We start from the raw sequence: 16114 nt of genomic DNA on the forward strand, positions 1-16114 counted from the left end.
CCTTTACTCCTTGTGTTGCGGATCCGGCAACTGCCAGAAATCAAAAAAGTTAAACCAGTCGAGCGGTGACTGCAGCGCATAGTGCTCGAGGCGTTCGGCATAGCGGTCGATGGCGTGTTGAAGCGCCTGCTGGCGGTCGGCGCGCGGTAGCGGCAGCGGGTCGGCAAACGGTTCACAGTGAATGTGCAACTGCCCCTGCTGGCGCAGCGCGAACAGCAGTTCGACCGGGCAGCGCAGCAGGGCGGCGAGAATAAACGGCCCCTGCGGGAACGGCGCGAGCTGGCCCATAAAACGGCTCCAGCACACGCGCCATTGGCCACCGCGCTGCGGACTGACCGCAATACGGTCACCGACGATAGCAATCCACTCGCCACGGTCCAGTTTTTCCTGCAGCAGCATGGCGGTGTCCGGGCCAATGTCGGTCACCGGCAGCAGGTTAATCCCGGCCTGCGGGGCCATCTCCTGCATAATCTGTTTAAAGCGCTGGGCGTTATCGCTGAACACCAGCGCGTTGATAACCGTGCTGCCCTCCCGCTGCGCCAGCGCGCGACACACTTCAACATCGCCCAGATGCGAGACCAGCAGCAGCTTGCCGCGGCCCCCGCCGCCGTTTAAGGTCGCTTGTGCGCCGGGCGCGAAGACCACGTCGCGGCCAGGTTGCAGTTCGCCGCGCCAGCTGGCGATTTTATCGAGCATCGCGTTGCCAAAACGCAGGAAGTGCTGATAGCTGGTGAGGTTTTTCGGCACCGGCATGCCGCGCTCGGTGAGCTGTTCATGCACGCGCGTTATCCAGCGCAGTGAAGCGTGGCGAGCGCGGCGGGCCGTCAGCCAGTAGACGCCCACCACCGGGTAGAGCAGCAGCGTAAAGGCTTTTCGTCCCAGTAAGCGCCACACTTGCAGCATCAGGCGCATCCCCCATAAGCCTCTGACCTCCTGCTGGCGCGCCCAGTGCGGCGAGGCGCGGCGAAATAGCAGCGTTGGGAGGCGCGGCAGCATGCCAAGGAACAGCCGTGTGTGCATCCATGAAATGCGCAGGTTGTCTTTGAAGGCATCGAAATGGGAAAGCCCGTCCGACGGATAAGTCACGCGGGTCGGGACAAAATAGCTGGTGTTGCCCTGCCAGTAGAGCCGCACCATCACTTCGGTATCAAAATCCATCCGCTGACCAAGCTTCACGCGTTGGGCGAGCTGGAGCGTGGCGGCAAGCGGGTAGACGCGGAAACCGCACATGCTGTCTTTCAGCTGCAGCGACAGCGTTTCAATCCATACCCAGACATGGGTCACCCAGCGGCCATACAGGCGCGAACGGGGAATCGAGTCGTCGTAAATCGGCTGCCCGGAAATCAGCGCCGTTGGGTGTGTTTTCGCCAGCGTCAGCAGTCTCGGAATATCTTCAATCGCGTGCTGGCCGTCGGCATCCAGCTGGACGGCATGGCTATAGCCCGCTTCTGCTGCCGCCTGTAACCCACGGATCACCGCCGCGCCTTTACCGGCGTTTTCCGTCTGCCGAATCAGCGTCAGGTTCTCGGTTTGCGCGGCCAGCTGTTGCAGCGCTTCGCGGGTGGCGGCATCGCTGCCGTCGTCGACCACGATGCAGGGCAGGCCAAACGGCTGCAGGCGTGCGAGCACGTTCGCCATCATCGGGCCGTGGTTGTAGCAGGGAATGACCACGCAGGGGGAAAAGGTCAACGACATAACCGAATCTTCCCGCTGCTGGCCGTGTGGCGCGCGTCGCCATCGTGGCGCAGGTAGCTGAACGTCAGCAGCCCGCGCGCTTCCTGCCAGTTCAGGGTCAACGTGACCACCATCGATGGCAGAAGCGGAGCCTGAAATTTCACGTTCTGCAGGCTGTGAAAACGCCAGCCGGGGGCCAGCTCCGTGGCGGCGTAATGCATCACCCAGTCCAGCTGCGCCACGCCGGGCAGCAGAGGCTGAATGGCAAAGTGCCCCTGGAACCAGCAAAGATCGGGATCGAGAGAGAGCACAATCTCAAGCTGCTGCGGCGGTGCCTGATGACGCTCAATTTCACGGGGTTTCATGCAATAACTCCTGCAATTGCGCATAGACACGCTTATTCATACTGTTAACCGGAATTTCATCGATAATGCGCCAGTAGCGCGGCACGGCCACCGGCTCCAGCCAGGGACGCAGCGCGCGTCGCCACGCCCGCTCCTGGGCTTTCCCCCCGCCGTTTTGCCAGCGCTGACGGGCGTCATCCTCCAGCACCAGCAGCACGCCCACGCACTGGCGACCGTGGCGATTGACGGCCAGCGCCACGGCCTCGCGAATGCCCTCCAGCGCCAGCAGGCGTTGCTCTATTTCGCTGAGCGAAACGCGTTTCTCTTCAATTTTAACCACCCGGCCATGGCGGCCAAGCAGATGGAAATGACCGTTCGCGGAAAGCTGTAAAACATCTTCGAGCATAAAACCGTTAACGTCGGCGATCAGCGGCGAATACACGCGAAACGCCGCGCCTTGCCGGTCGAAATGGATACCCGGGAAAGGCTGCCAGCGGGGATTTTCCCCTTCACGGTAGCGCCAGGCGATCACGCCGGTTTCGGTGCTGCCGTAAATTTCATCCGGCCAGACCTTCAGCCAGGCGGCGCTGCGCTGCGCATCCTGCCAGTCCAGCACGCCGCCAGCGGAGAGGGCCAGCGCCAACGGCGGCGGCGTCAGCTGCGGATCGAGGCGTTTGAGAAAGGCCGGGCTGCTGATAAACGCGTAGCGATGCGCGTGGCTCAGCGCAGCCAGCTGCTCGGGGAACGCGAGCATCGTGGCATGCAACGGCAGACCGAGCGCCATCGGCAGGAAAATGCGAAACGTCAGGCCATAAAGATGCTGCGGCGTGACGGACGCGACGACACGACAACCGGCAAGGCGTTCGGCAAACTGTGCGGACAGCAGCCCGGCCTCACGGTCGAGACAGACAATCGGCTTGACGATACGCTTGGGCTGCCCGGTGGAGCCGGAGGTGAACAGCTCGATCACGGCATCGTCGCGCAAGGGCGGAAATTGAACGACGTCGTTGAGCGTTGGAGCGGTGTCCACTACCAGCTGCGTTCCCGGCCACTCCAGCGGGGCATCGCTCAGTATGCCGTCGAACAGCGCGCGCTGTTCATTGAGCAGCGCGGGGCGGCTATGGCCGGGGAGCACCGGGATTTTGCCCGCGTGCAAGGTCGCCAGCAGGGCGATGATAAACCGATAACCGTCTTCACAGCACAGCGCCCAGCGGTCGCCCTGCTGGTGCTGCAAGCGCGCCACCAAGCGCGCAACGTCGCTGCGTAAATGCGCCAGCGTCCACAGGCGTTCATGCTGCCAGGCGATGGGTGTCGTCGAAGGGCGAGGGGCGGTGAGCCATTCGGCAAGCGTCAGCGGCGGCTTCACTGCGACCCCCGCTTTCTCAGGTGACGACGAACCAACCACTCTCCCGCCATGAGCCCGCCCATCAACAGATAGGCGATCATGCCGTTCCACAGCGTCCATAGCGTCATGTCGCCGTACACCACGGTAAAGAGGGCCGCGCTGCCGTTAACGATAAAGAAACCACTCCAGATTTGCGTCACCCGCCGGGTATAGCGCACTGCCTGCGGGGGCAGATTGGGCTCTTGCAGTCGCGCCAGCCGTTCAATAATCGGCATAGATGACCACAGCGAACCGCCAAATACCGCCAGCATCACGGCGTTGACCACCACCGGGTATAGCAGCAATAGCTGATGGGTTTTCAGCAGGTAGCTGGCCACGCACAGCGTAACGCCAGCCGCGGCGACGATCTGCGTAACCACGCGCAGCGGCCCGGCCTGCCGACCGGTCTGGCAAAAACGCAGGAGAAATAGCAGCGCCATGAGCGGCAACAGCCATTGCAGGCGATGATGCGCCAGCGCGTAGCCAATCAGCAGAGGCCAGGCGAGCAGGAGTGCGCCCGTTATCAGGGCGACAAACGGCAGCGAGCGCGCGCTCGACACGGCGGTTACGCTTCTTTCAGCAGGCCGGCCACCGCATCGACCACATCCTGCACGGTACGAACGGCTTTGAACTCTTCCGGCTTAATTTTTTTACCGACCTTTTTTTGCAGCTGCACGACCATATCGATAGCGTCAATGCTGTCCAGCTCAAGGTCTTCGTACAGACGGGCTTCCGGCTTAATATCCTGCGGATCTATCTCAAACAGCGTCTCCAGCAGCGCGGAGACTTCGGCGTAAATTGCGTGTTGTTCGTTCATAGCCTGGCTCCTTATGCGCGCTGTGATTGAATGAAAGACGCCAGGGTGGCGACCGAGAAAAAGTGCTGGCGCATCTCGTCGCTTTCCGCGGAGAGCACCACGCCGTACTGATTTTTTACCGCCAGACCCAGCTCAAGGGCGTCAATCGAGTCCAGACCGAGTCCGTCGCCAAACAGCGCCGCCTCGCTATCGATATCCTCAACGATAAGCTCATCCAGATTTAATGTGTTGATGATGAGATGCTTAATTTCGAGATGAAGCGCTTGCATCATTAATTCCTATGCCAGTCTCAGTATTTGTTTGTAATTTCAGCAAAAGGTGCCGATTTAATCGTCTTGCAGCCAGCGCCGGTTCTTGTTCTTCTGTTGGATAAAACGCCTCGACGCTGACCCGTTCACCCACCGTAACGGTAAACCGGGGTCGGGTGGGGGGCGCATCGTACCATTTACGCTGTTTACTTAGCATAGATTCGGTACAGCGAATCACCACGATGCGAATGTCGCAGCCGCAGCGGACGGCAATATTCGCCGCGCCGCGCTGGAGCGTCATTTTTTCGCCCGGCACGGTACGCGTTCCTTCGGGAAAAATCAAAATTGTGTCGCCCTGCTGCACGCGTTGGCAGCTGGCCGGCAGCAGGATATCGGCCCGGTCGTTAATCAGATAATCCGCTGCGCGAATCACGCCGCTAACGAAGGGATTTCGCAGCAGCGCGCTTTTTACCAGACAATCGGTTTCCGGCATGATAGAGGCCAGCATGACGTAGTCAATCAGACTAGGATGGTTCGCCACCACCAGACAGCCGCGATCCTCACGCAACGCGTCGGCGTTTTCAATGCGGTAGTCCAGCACGCCAACAGCTTTCACCACCGCTAAGAACAGGCGAAAGCTGGCCGAGATACTGCGCCGCGCCAGCCGCTTGCGGCGCGTTTTGTCGCGCACGATCAGCAGTAATAAATTAAACCAAATCAACGAGAGCAGCAGACCGCCTACGCCAAACAGGGCGAAACAGACGCCGGTCATCGCGGCGCGCCACAGGCGGTTCAGACGACCACTTTTCCCGCTCATGTCCGGCTCCAGCACCACTGCATACGCTCGCCGTCGACGGTAAAGACTCGGGCATCCTGAAGGTAGTGCCTGAGGAACAGCAGGCTTTGCGGCAGCGCGGGTTCATCCCGCATGGTACCCGGCTGCGTCTGGCAGCGCCATGTGTCCCCGGCTTCCAGCACCAGCCCGACGGCATAGGGCCAGGTCGGCATCGTCGGCGGCAAATGCGGATGATAAAACGCGGGCAACTCACCATCAAAATCGACCAGCAAAACGCGGCGGTATCCCGCGTGAATCAGGGCGATGGCTTCACATAACCCTTGCTGAAACGTATCTCTACCTGCCGAAAGCGAGGAAGAGACCAGCGGCTGTTGGGCGGCAATGGTCAGATTGCCCACCGACGAGTTGTGTACCGAAAGGGCGAAATCGGTCGGCGAGAGCGGTTGTTCCGTCGCCAGCGCCTGCAGGAGACGGAAGTTGCGTTCCAGTTCGCCGTGGCGGCTGGTGAACAACACGGCATCGACCGGCTGGCGGCGCAGAAGCGTCAGACCGCACTCAACGGCCAGCTTGCTGCCCGAACTGAGGCGGCGCGCGGTCATCATCGGTAGCGCCGTGGGTTTGGCCAGCGGCGCCGATGGATCGATAGCCTGTGCGTGCAGCGACCAGTCTCGCCATTGCTCATCGCTGGCGAGCCCTGGCGCAGCGGCCTGCCAGTCAATGATGTTGAGTGATAATTTCATGCATTCGCGCCCAATTTATGAGTCAACCAGCCTTTGGGTGAACGTCAAAATACCATACCACGCCGTCTTAACGCGATTTCTTATGACATCCCGGCCGCTCACAAATGTGACCGCGCGCGCTAACCGGCCAGGATGCCGGTTTTGTCCTGTTTAATGTCATCTCTGTCCGTTGATTCAAAACGGCATCCAGCATTTGATGAGGCATCGGATTTTCCGACCGCAACTGCCTGGAGGATGAGAAGAGATGACCCATCAGATTACCCTTCGTTTTGAGGATGGCGCGACGCAGATGATTGACTGTCGCGCCGGTGAGTCCGTCGCCGATGCGGCGCTGCGCGCCCGCGTCAGCATTCCGCTGGACTGCCGTGACGGCGTCTGCGGTACCTGCAAGGCCACCTGCGCTGCCGGTGACTATCAGCACGGCGACTACGTTGATGAAGCGCTTTCAGCGCAAGAAGCGCAGGCGGGGAGGGTGCTGACCTGCCAGATGCGTCCGTCCAGCGACTGCGTGATTGAGATTGCCGCCGCGTCGGACGCCGCTGGCGTGGGAACCTTCCACGGGCACCTCACCGCCAGCCGCGCGCTGTCGCCGTCGACCCTGACTTTCTCGATTGCCCTCGATGACCGTCAGGCGCTGAGCTTCCTGCCGGGGCAGTATGTCAATGTGCAGGTACCCGGCAGCGACCTGACGCGCTCCTACTCCTTCAGTTCCGGCCCCTCAGAAAACGAGGTGTCGTTCGTGGTCCGCAACGTGCCGCAGGGACTGATGTCGACCTGGTTGAGCGAGCACGCCCGCGTCGGTGAGGCGATGACTTTTCGCGGGCCGATGGGCAGCTTCTACCTGCGCCCTCTCGAGCGCCCGGCGCTGTTTCTGGCGGGAGGGACCGGGCTGGCTCCGTTCCTGTCGATGCTGGCGAAGCTGGCGGACGACGGCGAGACCACGCAGCCGGTACATCTGATTTTTGGTGTGACCCGTGACGAAGATTTGGTGGCGCTGGATACCCTCGACGCTTATGCCGCGCGTTTACCGAACTTCAGCTACCGCTGCACCGTTGCCGACCCGGAAAGCCGCCACCCGCATAAAGGTTATGTCACTGAGCACATTGATGCCCGCCTGCTTAACGCCGGTGAGGTGGATGTCTATCTCTGTGGCCCCCCGCCGATGGTGGACGCGGTGCGCAGCTATCTGGACAACGTCGGGGTGGTGCCGCGTAACTTCTACTATGAAAAATTTGCCGGGGCGACGCAGCCTGTGCAGAGCGGCGAGCAGCACATGGTGGCGGCGGACATGGATGACGCGTTCGACCTGCGTCTGGCGCTGGAGCTTGGCGCGGTGCAGCTGACCATGGGACGACTCTCCGGCGAACAGCTGACCACTTTCCGGCATCTGGCTGACGCTACCGCGGCGTTTGTTTCTGGGCGGCGTTTCCTCGACGTGGCGGGCTATGTGGCGGCCAACCACGCTTTCCATCAGTTCCTGATTGAGGCCACCCGCAACGCGCAGTTGATTGCGCTCTACGCCCAGCTGACGGTGCGTGACTACATTGACCGCGCACTGACCGCCAGCGTCGAAATCGTCGGCGATATTGTGCAGCAGCACCGGGATTTAGTCTCGGCCTTTGAATATGGCGACCTCAACGCCGCTCGCGACGTGCTGGCGCAGCACGCGCACCATTCCCGCACCACCATGAGCCGGGCGCTGGCGCTGAAGACGGCGCCTGTCGTCGTCACGCCGCCCGTGCCGGAACCCGAAGCGCCGCGCTGTCCGTTCCATGACCTGCAGCCATCGCTGCCGCCTTACTCACATGAGCTGGCGTGGCCGGAAGGGCTGGCGCCGTTTAAGGTGGTGGACGACGGCTCGCAGGGCGACCCCTACGAGCACTACCGCTGGATGCGCGAACACGCGCCGGTGCTGCGCTGCCAGTCGGCGACCACCGACGTCTGGTTCCTGTCGCGTTATGACGACGTGTATCAGGCCATTCGTAACCCCAAACTGTTTTCGTCCGAAGTGGTCAGCCCGCCGCCGCTGACCTTCCTGACTCTGTTCGACGCACCGGGGCATACTCGTCTGCGCAAAGTGGCGCAGCCGTCGTTTATGCCGCTCGCGTTAGAGCCGTTTATTCCGGAAATTGAACGCCGCGCCGAGGCGCTGATTGACCAGATGCTGGCGAACGGCGGCGGCGACGTGGTGGAAGATTTTGCCATTCCGCTCAGTATCGCCACCATTTCAACGATGATTGACGTACCGAACGAAGACGAAGAGAAGATGAAGTTCTGGTCGGACGAAACCTTCAGCTATTTTGGCCGTCTGGCGCGTAACGCCCCCGGTACCGGCACCGATGAACAGAGCGCGATGGCCTTCTTCGCCTATCTGAAAGAGGCGATGGAACGGCTGTATCTCAGCAACAGCCAGTCGATTGGCGGCCACATTGCCCGCATGTGGAAAGAGGGGCTGCTGTCGGAGAAAGAGGCCAAAGAGCTGTGCGCCTTTGTCTTTATCGCCGGGCATGACACCACCACCATTCTGGTGGCCAACGCTTTCCGTATGTTTGCCGAGCAGCCGCAGCTGGTGGCGCGTATTCACGACAACCTGGACGATGCCGATCGCTTCGTGGAAGAGGTGGCGCGCTATCGCGGCACCGTCCAGCGAGTGAGCCGCATCACCACGGAGGCCACGACGGTGGCGGGCGTTGAGATCCCGAAAGGGGCGGTGGTACGTCTGCTGCTGTCGGCGGCGAACCGCGATAGCCGCAAATTCGTCAACGGCGAAACGTTTGATATCGATCGCGATACCAGCGGGCATCTCGGCTTTGGCAACGGCATTCACAAGTGCCTTGGGCAGCCGCTGGCCAAGCTCGAAACGCTGATCGCCACCCGGCTTATCGCCCGCAAAGTGGGTGATATTCGCCTCGACCCGGCGCGGCCTATCCAGTACGTACGCGGCAATAACCTCACCAATTCCGGCCCTGAACACCTGTATGTGCAGATGACCGCGCGGGCGGATTAAACGGAGTGCGACAGGCGGCCCTGCTCCTGATGCCGGTATTCCGTGGGCCGCAGCCCGGTTTGCTTGCGGAAAAAACGGCCAAAGTAGGCCTCGTCGCGAAACCCCAGCTCGCGGGCGATCTGCTTGACGCTGAGCGTCGAGTAAACCAGCAGCCGACGGGCTTCGTGTACGGCGCGCCGGTCAATGGCTTCGATGGCCGAAATGCCAAACGCCTCGCGGCAAATGCGGGTGAGCTGACCGGCGGAAATGCCCATCGCATCGGCATAGCTGGCCACCGGCTGGCGGGTACGGCAGCGTTCATCAAGCAGCAGCCGGAAACGCTCAATGCGCGCCACCAGAGCGGCGCGGGCAGGGTTGCCCGCCAGCCGCGCCTGCTCGCTCTGGCGGGCAATCTGCACAAACAGGGCGATAGTGAGCGCCAGCCCGGCGGTGTACTGCCAGCGTTCCGGATGCTCCGCTTCGCGACCGATGGCGTCGAACAGCGCCTCCAGCGGCGCGCCGCGCCGACTCTGTGGGTCGACCGCCAGTACCGCTGGCGTGCGGACAAACGCCAGCAGTTCGGGCGCGGCGGTCATGGCGATCGACTCGATCGCCGACTGCGCGGTGGTGATGACGTGGCCGTCCACCGCTTCGTGAAAACGAAAGCCGTGCACCGAGCGGGCGGGAATCACCACCAGGCACGGCGCTTCCAGCCGCCAGAGCTGGCCGTCTATCGAGGTTTCGCCGCCGCCGTCAGTCAGGTAAAGCACCTGAATCAGCGCCTCGTGAAAGTGCGGCTCGATCTCAAAACCAAAGCGGCTGGCGCGTGCGGGAATGCGCTCGTGATGGACGCTGTCGACGGCGGCCTGCGCGCCATACAGCGCGTAGTTGGGCAGCGTTTTCCGCGCGGCGTTAGCGGGCATGATGCCGGTTTTGTCCTGTTTTTATGTGCCGCATGTGGCAATGCTCCGATAAGGGGATGAGATTAAATTCGGCGATAAAATGCGCGATCGCGCAAGTGCGGAATCTTCATCTTGTGATGTGGAACGGGTGGCAACGCGGGCGCTTCTCTATAGCAGCGCAGGCAAAAATTTGCGCTGGCACACAGTTCTTCGCAATTGTCGAAAAGTGCAGGTTTTGGTGTGAAAGTGGCCTTCTGTTTCCCCGGCGGGCTGTGAAAAATGCACATGTAACGTTTTTATAACATAAGCAAAACAATAAAAATTATTCATCTGCGAGGTACCCTATGGCTGTAGAACTTCCCGCTCGCGAATGCGACGTGCTGGTGATTGGCAGCGGCGTCGGTGGGCTATCCGCCGCGGTGACCGCGGGCCTGAATGGGTTAGACGTCCAGGTTATTGAAAAAGATCGGGTCTTTGGCGGTACCACCGCGTTTTCCGGCGGCGTGCTGTGGATCCCCGACAACCATCTGGCGCGCCAGCAGGGCATCGACGACAGCCAGGCCGCCGCGCGCACCTATCTGCAAAGCGAAGCCGGGGAGAGCTTCCGCCCGGAAGTGGTGGATGCCTTCCTGAAAAACGGGCCGGAAATGCTGCGCTTTTTCGAAGAAAAAACCCGCTTTCGCTGCAATTTGTACCAGTACCCTGACTACCATCCGGACGCCCCCGGCGGGGTGATGCGCGGCCGTTCGGTAGTGCCTGAAGCGTTTGATATCCGCGAACTGGGCGACGCGATGCCGCGCCTGCGTAAACCGCTGCGTACCATCACCTTTATGGGCATGATGTTCAGCTCATCAAACAACGATCTGAAGCACTTTTTCAACGCCACCCGTTCGCTGACATCATTCGCCTACGTGGTGAAGCGCCTGAGTCGGCATCTGCTGGAGGTGGCGCGCTACGGGCGCGGCATCACCGCCAACGGCGGCAACGCGGTGGTGGCACGGCTTGCCTGCTCGGCGCGGGATCTCGGCATTCCGATCCATACCGGCGTCGCGGCGAAAGATCTGATCGTTGAACGCGGCGTCGTGCGCGGCGTGGAGGTTGAACTCAACGGTGAGCGGGTCAGGCTGTATGCCCGACGCGGCGTGGTGCTGGCGTCCGGCGGTTTTGCCCGCGATGAATCGCGGCTGAAAAAGCTCTACCCGCACGTTCGACGCGGCGGTATTCAGCTGTCGCCAACGCCGCCCGGCGTGGATACCGGCGACGGCATCGCCATGGCCGAGCGCATTGGCGCGCGCTTTGACGACAGCTACGCCAACGGCGCGGCGTGGATCCCGGCATCAAAAGTGCAGATTGGCCGTCAGTCGTACGTCTTCCCGCATCTTGTCGACCGCTACAAGCCGGGCTTTATCATGATCAACCGCCACGGCGTGCGCTTTTGCAACGAAGCTGACTCCTACCATGACGTCGGTATCGCGATGATTGAAACCTGCCGTGACGACAACGAAACCTTCGCCTGGCAAATTTGCGACCGCCGCGCGCTGCGCAAATACGGCATGGGGTTTGCCAAGCCCGCGCCGATTCCCGTCTCGCTCTACCTGAAAAACGGCTATCTGGTCGAAGGAAAAACGCTGGCTGAGCTGGCGCAAAAAATGGGCGTCCCGACGGCGGCGTTTGAAGAGACGGTGAGTCGCTATAACGCCGATGCCCGTCTTGGCAAAGACCCGCAGTTTGGCCGCGGCGAGTCGGCGTATAACCGCTATCTCGGCGACGCCACCCATCAGCCTAACCCTTGCGTCGCCCCCATTGAGCAGGGGCCGTTTTACGCCGTGAAGCTGTACATGGGCGACCTTGGCACCTTCCACGGTCTGAAAACCGACGGCGAAGCGCGGGTGCTGGATAACCAGGGGCTGCCGATTCCGGGCCTGTACGCCGCCGGTAACGAAATGGCCAGCATGATGGGCGGCAGCTACCCCGGCGCGGGGATTACCCTCGGCCCGGCGGCCACCTTTGGCTATATCGCCGCCCGCAGCATGGCGGCGCGCGGTGAAACCGCGATGCAGCTCGACCGCGAAGCTTCATAAATCAGGAGAACACTATGTCGACACTTTTTAGCCCTCTACAGGTTGGCCCGCTGACGCTGGCGAACCGCATCGTTGTCCCACCTATGTCGCAATACTCGGCGCAGGCGGACGGTATCGCCACGCCCTGGCACGCGCAGCACATTGGCGGCCTGGCGATTTCTGGCGCGGGGATGGTGATTTGCGAGGCCCACGGCGTGACCGCGGACGGACGGATTACGCCGCACTGTCTGGGGCTGTGGAATCGCGAACAGGCGCAGGCGCTGCAAAAACTGCTGGCCGATATTCGCACCTACAGCAACACGCCCATCGGCGTTCAGCTTAACCACGCCGGCCGTAAAGCGGGCACCAATGCGCCGTGGCGCAATCAGGGCGCATCGCTTGGCGATGAGGAAGGCGGCTGGCCGACGGTCGCTCCTTCGGCTATGCCTTACAAACCCGGCTGGCGCGTACCGCAGGTGCTGGATGAAGCGGGAATGGCGCGTATTACCCAGGGCTTCGTCGACGCCGCGCAGCGCGCATTAAACGCCGGGGTCGATTTTATCGAGCTGCACGCGGCCAACGGCTATCTGCTGAACCAGTTTTTGTCGCCGCTCAGCAACCAGCGTGAGGATGAATACGGCGGTAGCCCGGAAAATCGCATGCGTTTCCCGTTGCAGGTGGCCCGCGCGCTGCGCGAAGTGTGGCCGGAAAGCCGCCCGCTGGGCGTGCGCTTTAACGGCGGTGAATTCGCTGACGGTGGGCTGTCGCTGGATGAAGCGGTGCAGTTTGCCCGCGAACTGCACGCGCTGGGCTACGATTATCTCCACGTTTCCGGCGGCTATAACATCTATCATCAGACGCCCAACGCCGACCAACCGGGCTATATGGTGCCGTTTGCCGAAGCGGTGAAAAAGGCGCTGCCGGAGGCGGTAGTCATTACCGTGGGGCTGATTTACGAAGCGCCGCAGGCCGAGGCTATCGTGCGCGAGGGGCGGGCCGATCTGGTGGCGATTGGTCGCGGGATGCTTGATGACCCCAACTGGCCGATTCATGCGGCGATTGCGCTGGGCGAGAATGCGCCGTGGCCGAAACCGTACGACCGCTTTGGGCCGCTGGGCTGGCCAACGCACCGTGCTCAGGAGGCCAAATGATGACGTTGCCGATTATCGATCACCGTATTTACACCATTCGCCTGCGTAAAATGAACGAATTTATTGAGGTGTTTGACCGCCTGGCGATGCCGGTCCTGCGCGAGACGCTGGGCAATCCGCTGGGGTTTTACACCAGCTTTGTCGGGCCGCAGAACCAGTTCGTGCATCTGTGGGGTTATGAAAGCTTGGCGGAGTACGAGCGCCGTAGCCGTTTACGCGACGCGCATCCGGATTTTGCCGCCTACCTTAAAGCGTCGGAGCCGTATATTGTGGCGCAGGAGACGCGGCTGATTCGCGCCACGGCGATGCCGTCGTTGGCGGGGTAGTTTTGTGCGGCGATAACCCTCACCCCGGCCCTCTCCCTGGAAGGGAGAGGGAGAAAACCCGCGCCGCTCAGTTTTCCTGGATGTTGGGTGGCAGGGTGACAAACCGCGCCGATCGGTCCCCTCGCCCCTTTGGGGAGAGGGTTAGGGTGAGGGGAAAACCGCTCACCACACTCACGGAGGCACCATGAACCTGGCAAACAGCATCCCGGTCTTCAAACTGTACGGCGAAAGCTGGCACTGGCCGACGCCGGATCTCCTGCATTGTGAATCGATCCAAAGCCGCAGCAGCCTCTACGACTGGAGCATTCGCGCCCATCAGCACACCGATCTGGTGCAGATCCTCTACGTTCAACAAGGGCAGGGCGAGATTGAAATCGAAGGCCTCCGCCAGCCGTTCGCGGGCGCCTGCGTGCAGATTATCCCCGCGCTCTGCGTTCACGGTTTTCGCTTTTCGCCGGGAACCCAGGGGTTTTCACTGTCGCTGGCCGCGCCGCTGGTGGCGCAGTTCGAACAGCAGTTTGGCCGCTCGTTACAGGTGTTGAACCGGGCTTTCCGCGTGCCGGTGGGCGAGGCGGGCGAGCAAATTCATACCCTGTTTCAAACGTTACAGCTGGAGTATCAGGCGGAGAACGAAGCGCGCGATATGATGCTGCATTCGCTGCTCAGCGCGCTGATGGTCTGGCTGAATCGCCAGGCCGCCGCGCCGGTCGCGGTGAGCGATAAAGTGGAGCGCAAGCGTGCCGCGATACGCCGTTTTAATCAGCTGGTGGAAAATCACTATCGCGAACACTTCCCGCTGGCGCATTACGCCAGCCAGATCGGCATGTCCGGGGTGCATCTCAATACCCTGTGTCGCGAGTTTCACGGCTGTAGCGCCCTCAGCGTACTGCATCAGCGTCTGCTGCTGGAAGCCAAGCGCAGCCTGCTGTACACCAGCATGACCGTCAGCCAGATTTCCGATTATCTCGGTTTCAGCGACGCCACCTATTTCTCGCGTTTTTTCCGCCGCAGTACGGGCTTTTCACCGCGTGATTTTCGCGATAAACCGACGCAAACCTGCGCTGAGCCTGCCCACGCGCTGTAGCCGGGCAGGCCCGTCATTAGCGGGTGAAGCCGGGACGCGGCAGTTTGCCCATCAGCATGGTCGGCAGGCCGCCGTCGACGCCAATCTCCGCACCGTTGATATAGCTCGATTTTTCACTCAGCAGGAACAGCACCGCGTTGGCGATATCTTCCGGCTTGCCAATGCGCTGGCTGGCGGTAAACGCTTCGCGGCTTTCGCGCACGCCCGGCTGGGCGTAGTAGTCGGCGGTCAGCGCGGTTTCAATCATCCCCGGCGCCACCAGATTGCTGCGAATGCCATCCTGCCCCCATTCGACGGCAATCTGCTGCGACAGCAGGCCAACGGCGGCTTTGCCGGGACTATAGGCGCCGCTCCACGGCTGGGGAATGCGTCCGGAAATTGAACCAATATGCACAATGCTGCCGCGTTTTGCCGCGCGCATATCGTGGGCGAACTCGCGCGCGCACAGCAGATAGCCGGTCAGGTTGACGTTAAGCTGCGTTTGCCACTGCTCAAGGCTGATGTCCGCCAGCCCCGCCGGGCGTAAAATACCCGCCGCGTTGACCAGCCCATGGCATGGCCCGAGCAGCGCGCGCACGCTTTGCGCCGCCTCTTTGACCTGTTCTTCTCGGCTAACATCGCAGGCCAGCGCCACCCGTTTTCCCGGCAGATGTTCAAGCTTCAGGCGTACCGCGTCGGCGCGCTGCGGCTGCGCGTCGAGCAGGGCGACGTTGGCCCCTTGTTGCGCCAGCGCCGTGGCGATGGCTTCGCCAATGCCGCTTGCCGCGCCGGTAACGGCAAATACCTGGCCGCGCAGGCCCAGCCAGTCCGGGGATACGTGTAATTCAGTCATGGTTTTCTCCACGTTTTTCTTGTGTACAGATGCCCTGACATTGTTTGGCGTGGAGCGGGGAAAGAGAAGGCACGAACGAAAAGCAGACCGGGACTTTTGGATGTGATTTCGCTAACCTCGACGTTCGTCAATCATCGCCATGAGGTTCATGATGGAGCATCCTGCCGCGCAGCAAATTCTCAACCTTTATCAGCGTCACGCCGATGCCTTCGTGCGCCTGCGTTCGCGCGCGCTGTTTGAAAAAAGCTGGCTGGATAAATTCCTCGCCGCCGTCGGCAAACCGGGGCGCATTCTGGATATGGGCTGTGGTACCGGCGATCCGATCGCGGCCTATTTTATTGCCGGGGGATATGCCCTGACCGGCGTCGACGGTAGTGAGGCGATGCTGGCTTACGCCCGCGCGCAGTTTCCTGCGCAGCGTTGGCTACAGCAGGATATGCGCGGTCTGGCGCTGGGCGAAACCTTCGACGGCCTGATTGCCTGGGACAGTTTTTTCCATCTTACCCAGGCGGATCAGCGCGCCATGTTTGCGGTCTTTGCCCGCCACAGCCATCCCGGCAGCGCGCTGATGTTCACCAGCGGCCCCGGCGACGGCATTTCGATGGGCGAGTTTGAAGGCGAACCGCTATTCCACGCCAGCCTTGCGCCCGAGGCGTATCGGGCGCTGCTGGCAGAGCACGGTTTTACGGTGCTTGAGATGCGCGCGGAAGATCCGCAATGCGGTGGTCATACCGTGTGGCTGGCGCAGAAAACTGCATGATGATGCCTCG

Annotated in this window: 16 protein-coding genes and 1 pseudogene; 7 read left to right on the forward strand and 10 right to left on the reverse strand. The window is 61.6% G+C overall.

Features of this window, described 5'->3' with window-relative positions; genetic code table 11:
* Positions 1 to 3: 3 nt before the first annotated feature.
* The 8 genes from NNN71_RS06615 to NNN71_RS06650 are packed head-to-tail and all read right to left on the reverse strand — an operon-like array spanning position 4 to position 6003.
* Entirely contained in the window at positions 4 to 1695 is a 1692-nt protein-coding gene (locus NNN71_RS06615) for a glycosyltransferase family 2 protein (RefSeq protein WP_271458145.1), read from the reverse strand.
* On the reverse strand, positions 1686 to 2039 hold the full coding sequence (locus NNN71_RS06620; RefSeq protein ID WP_223802278.1) for an ApeI family dehydratase: 354 nt from the start codon (positions 2037 to 2039) through the stop codon (positions 1686 to 1688). Before NNN71_RS06620 ends, NNN71_RS06615 begins: the two co-directional genes overlap by 10 nt.
* Complete coding sequence (locus NNN71_RS06625) at positions 2026 to 3384, reverse strand: AMP-binding protein (RefSeq protein WP_271458161.1); 1359 nt, start codon at positions 3382 to 3384, stop codon at positions 2026 to 2028. Before NNN71_RS06625 ends, NNN71_RS06620 begins: the two co-directional genes overlap by 14 nt.
* Positions 3381 to 3962: a hypothetical protein gene (locus NNN71_RS06630; RefSeq protein WP_271458146.1), complete on the reverse strand. Its 582-nt coding sequence runs from the start codon at positions 3960 to 3962 to the stop codon at positions 3381 to 3383. The genes NNN71_RS06625 and NNN71_RS06630 overlap by 4 nt, the downstream gene beginning before the upstream one ends.
* A gap of 5 nt (positions 3963 to 3967) precedes the next feature.
* Positions 3968 to 4219, reverse strand: a complete 252-nt coding sequence (locus tag NNN71_RS06635) for an acyl carrier protein (RefSeq protein WP_064548954.1) — start codon at positions 4217 to 4219, stop codon at positions 3968 to 3970.
* Positions 4220 to 4230: 11 nt separating this feature from the next.
* Positions 4231 to 4488: a phosphopantetheine-binding protein gene (locus NNN71_RS06640; RefSeq protein ID WP_271458162.1), complete on the reverse strand. Its 258-nt coding sequence runs from the start codon at positions 4486 to 4488 to the stop codon at positions 4231 to 4233.
* Positions 4463 to 5284, reverse strand: a complete 822-nt coding sequence (locus NNN71_RS06645; protein WP_271458147.1) for a lysophospholipid acyltransferase family protein — start codon at positions 5282 to 5284, stop codon at positions 4463 to 4465. Before NNN71_RS06645 ends, NNN71_RS06640 begins: the two co-directional genes overlap by 26 nt.
* Entirely contained in the window at positions 5281 to 6003 is a 723-nt protein-coding gene (locus NNN71_RS06650) for a beta-ketoacyl synthase chain length factor (RefSeq protein WP_271458148.1), read from the reverse strand. Before NNN71_RS06650 ends, NNN71_RS06645 begins: the two co-directional genes overlap by 4 nt.
* Positions 6004 to 6247: 244 nt before the next feature.
* Here NNN71_RS06650 and benC point away from each other — a divergent pair.
* Positions 6248 to 7237, forward strand: a pseudogene (benC, locus tag NNN71_RS06655) (benzoate 1,2-dioxygenase electron transfer component BenC); the annotation flags it as partial.
* 54 nt (positions 7238 to 7291) lie between these two features.
* A complete protein-coding gene (locus tag NNN71_RS06660) occupies positions 7292 to 9010 on the forward strand; it encodes a cytochrome P450 (protein WP_271458163.1) in 1719 nt (572 codons plus the stop codon).
* Here NNN71_RS06660 and NNN71_RS06665 read toward each other — a convergent pair.
* Entirely contained in the window at positions 9007 to 9912 is a 906-nt protein-coding gene (locus NNN71_RS06665) for a helix-turn-helix domain-containing protein (protein WP_271458149.1), read from the reverse strand. The genes NNN71_RS06660 and NNN71_RS06665 overlap by 4 nt on opposite strands.
* A gap of 323 nt (positions 9913 to 10235) precedes the next feature.
* On the opposite strand from NNN71_RS06665, the gene NNN71_RS06670 reads away from it, so the two are divergent.
* The 4 genes from NNN71_RS06670 to NNN71_RS06685 all read left to right on the forward strand — a co-directional run bounded on the left by NNN71_RS06670 (position 10236) and on the right by NNN71_RS06685 (position 14512).
* Positions 10236 to 11972, forward strand: coding sequence for an FAD-dependent oxidoreductase (locus NNN71_RS06670; RefSeq protein WP_271458150.1), 1737 nt, complete (start codon positions 10236 to 10238; stop codon positions 11970 to 11972).
* A gap of 14 nt (positions 11973 to 11986) precedes the next feature.
* Positions 11987 to 13102 (forward strand): NADH:flavin oxidoreductase/NADH oxidase, encoded by a 1116-nt coding sequence (locus tag NNN71_RS06675; RefSeq protein ID WP_271458151.1) that lies wholly within the window; start codon positions 11987 to 11989, stop codon positions 13100 to 13102.
* Positions 13099 to 13428 carry an NIPSNAP family protein gene (locus NNN71_RS06680; protein ID WP_163447908.1) on the forward strand — a complete coding sequence of 110 codons (330 nt, stop codon included), beginning with the start codon at positions 13099 to 13101 and terminating at the stop codon, positions 13426 to 13428. Before NNN71_RS06675 ends, NNN71_RS06680 begins: the two co-directional genes overlap by 4 nt.
* Before the next feature lie 184 nt (positions 13429 to 13612).
* Positions 13613 to 14512, forward strand: a complete 900-nt coding sequence (locus NNN71_RS06685; RefSeq protein WP_223802284.1) for a helix-turn-helix domain-containing protein — start codon at positions 13613 to 13615, stop codon at positions 14510 to 14512.
* A gap of 16 nt (positions 14513 to 14528) precedes the next feature.
* Here NNN71_RS06685 and NNN71_RS06690 read toward each other — a convergent pair whose 3' ends face one another.
* Positions 14529 to 15344 (reverse strand): SDR family NAD(P)-dependent oxidoreductase, encoded by an 816-nt coding sequence (locus NNN71_RS06690; protein ID WP_167576243.1) that lies wholly within the window; start codon positions 15342 to 15344, stop codon positions 14529 to 14531.
* A gap of 151 nt (positions 15345 to 15495) precedes the next feature.
* Here NNN71_RS06690 and NNN71_RS06695 point away from each other — a divergent pair, with 151 nt between their 5' ends.
* Positions 15496 to 16104, forward strand: coding sequence for a class I SAM-dependent DNA methyltransferase (locus tag NNN71_RS06695; protein ID WP_271458164.1), 609 nt, complete (start codon positions 15496 to 15498; stop codon positions 16102 to 16104).
* Positions 16105 to 16114: the final 10 nt, after the last annotated feature.

It is taken from the genome of Kluyvera sp. Awk 3 (assembly GCF_028069715.1).
Taxonomy (GTDB): domain Bacteria; phylum Pseudomonadota; class Gammaproteobacteria; order Enterobacterales; family Enterobacteriaceae; genus Kluyvera; species Kluyvera georgiana_A.

Coding starts and splice junctions, on each gene's coding strand:
- NNN71_RS06615 (WP_271458145.1), bottom strand. CDS start 1,695: ATGTCGTTGACCTTTTCCCCCTGCGTGGTCATTCCCTGCTACAACCAC.
- NNN71_RS06620 (WP_223802278.1), bottom strand. CDS start 2,039: ATGAAACCCCGTGAAATTGAGCGTCATCAGGCACCGCCGCAGCAGCTT.
- NNN71_RS06635 (WP_064548954.1), bottom strand. CDS start 4,219: ATGAACGAACAACACGCAATTTACGCCGAAGTCTCCGCGCTGCTGGAG.
- NNN71_RS06640 (WP_271458162.1), bottom strand. CDS start 4,488: ATGCAAGCGCTTCATCTCGAAATTAAGCATCTCATCATCAACACATTA.
- NNN71_RS06645 (WP_271458147.1), bottom strand. CDS start 5,284: ATGAGCGGGAAAAGTGGTCGTCTGAACCGCCTGTGGCGCGCCGCGATG.
- NNN71_RS06650 (WP_271458148.1), bottom strand. CDS start 6,003: ATGAAATTATCACTCAACATCATTGACTGGCAGGCCGCTGCGCCAGGG.
- NNN71_RS06660 (WP_271458163.1), top strand. CDS start 7,292: ATGGATGACGCGTTCGACCTGCGTCTGGCGCTGGAGCTTGGCGCGGTG.
- NNN71_RS06665 (WP_271458149.1), bottom strand. CDS start 9,912: ATGCCCGCTAACGCCGCGCGGAAAACGCTGCCCAACTACGCGCTGTAT.
- NNN71_RS06670 (WP_271458150.1), top strand. CDS start 10,236: ATGGCTGTAGAACTTCCCGCTCGCGAATGCGACGTGCTGGTGATTGGC.
- NNN71_RS06675 (WP_271458151.1), top strand. CDS start 11,987: ATGTCGACACTTTTTAGCCCTCTACAGGTTGGCCCGCTGACGCTGGCG.
- NNN71_RS06680 (WP_163447908.1), top strand. CDS start 13,099: ATGATGACGTTGCCGATTATCGATCACCGTATTTACACCATTCGCCTG.
- NNN71_RS06685 (WP_223802284.1), top strand. CDS start 13,613: ATGAACCTGGCAAACAGCATCCCGGTCTTCAAACTGTACGGCGAAAGC.
- NNN71_RS06690 (WP_167576243.1), bottom strand. CDS start 15,344: ATGACTGAATTACACGTATCCCCGGACTGGCTGGGCCTGCGCGGCCAG.
- NNN71_RS06695 (WP_271458164.1), top strand. CDS start 15,496: ATGGAGCATCCTGCCGCGCAGCAAATTCTCAACCTTTATCAGCGTCAC.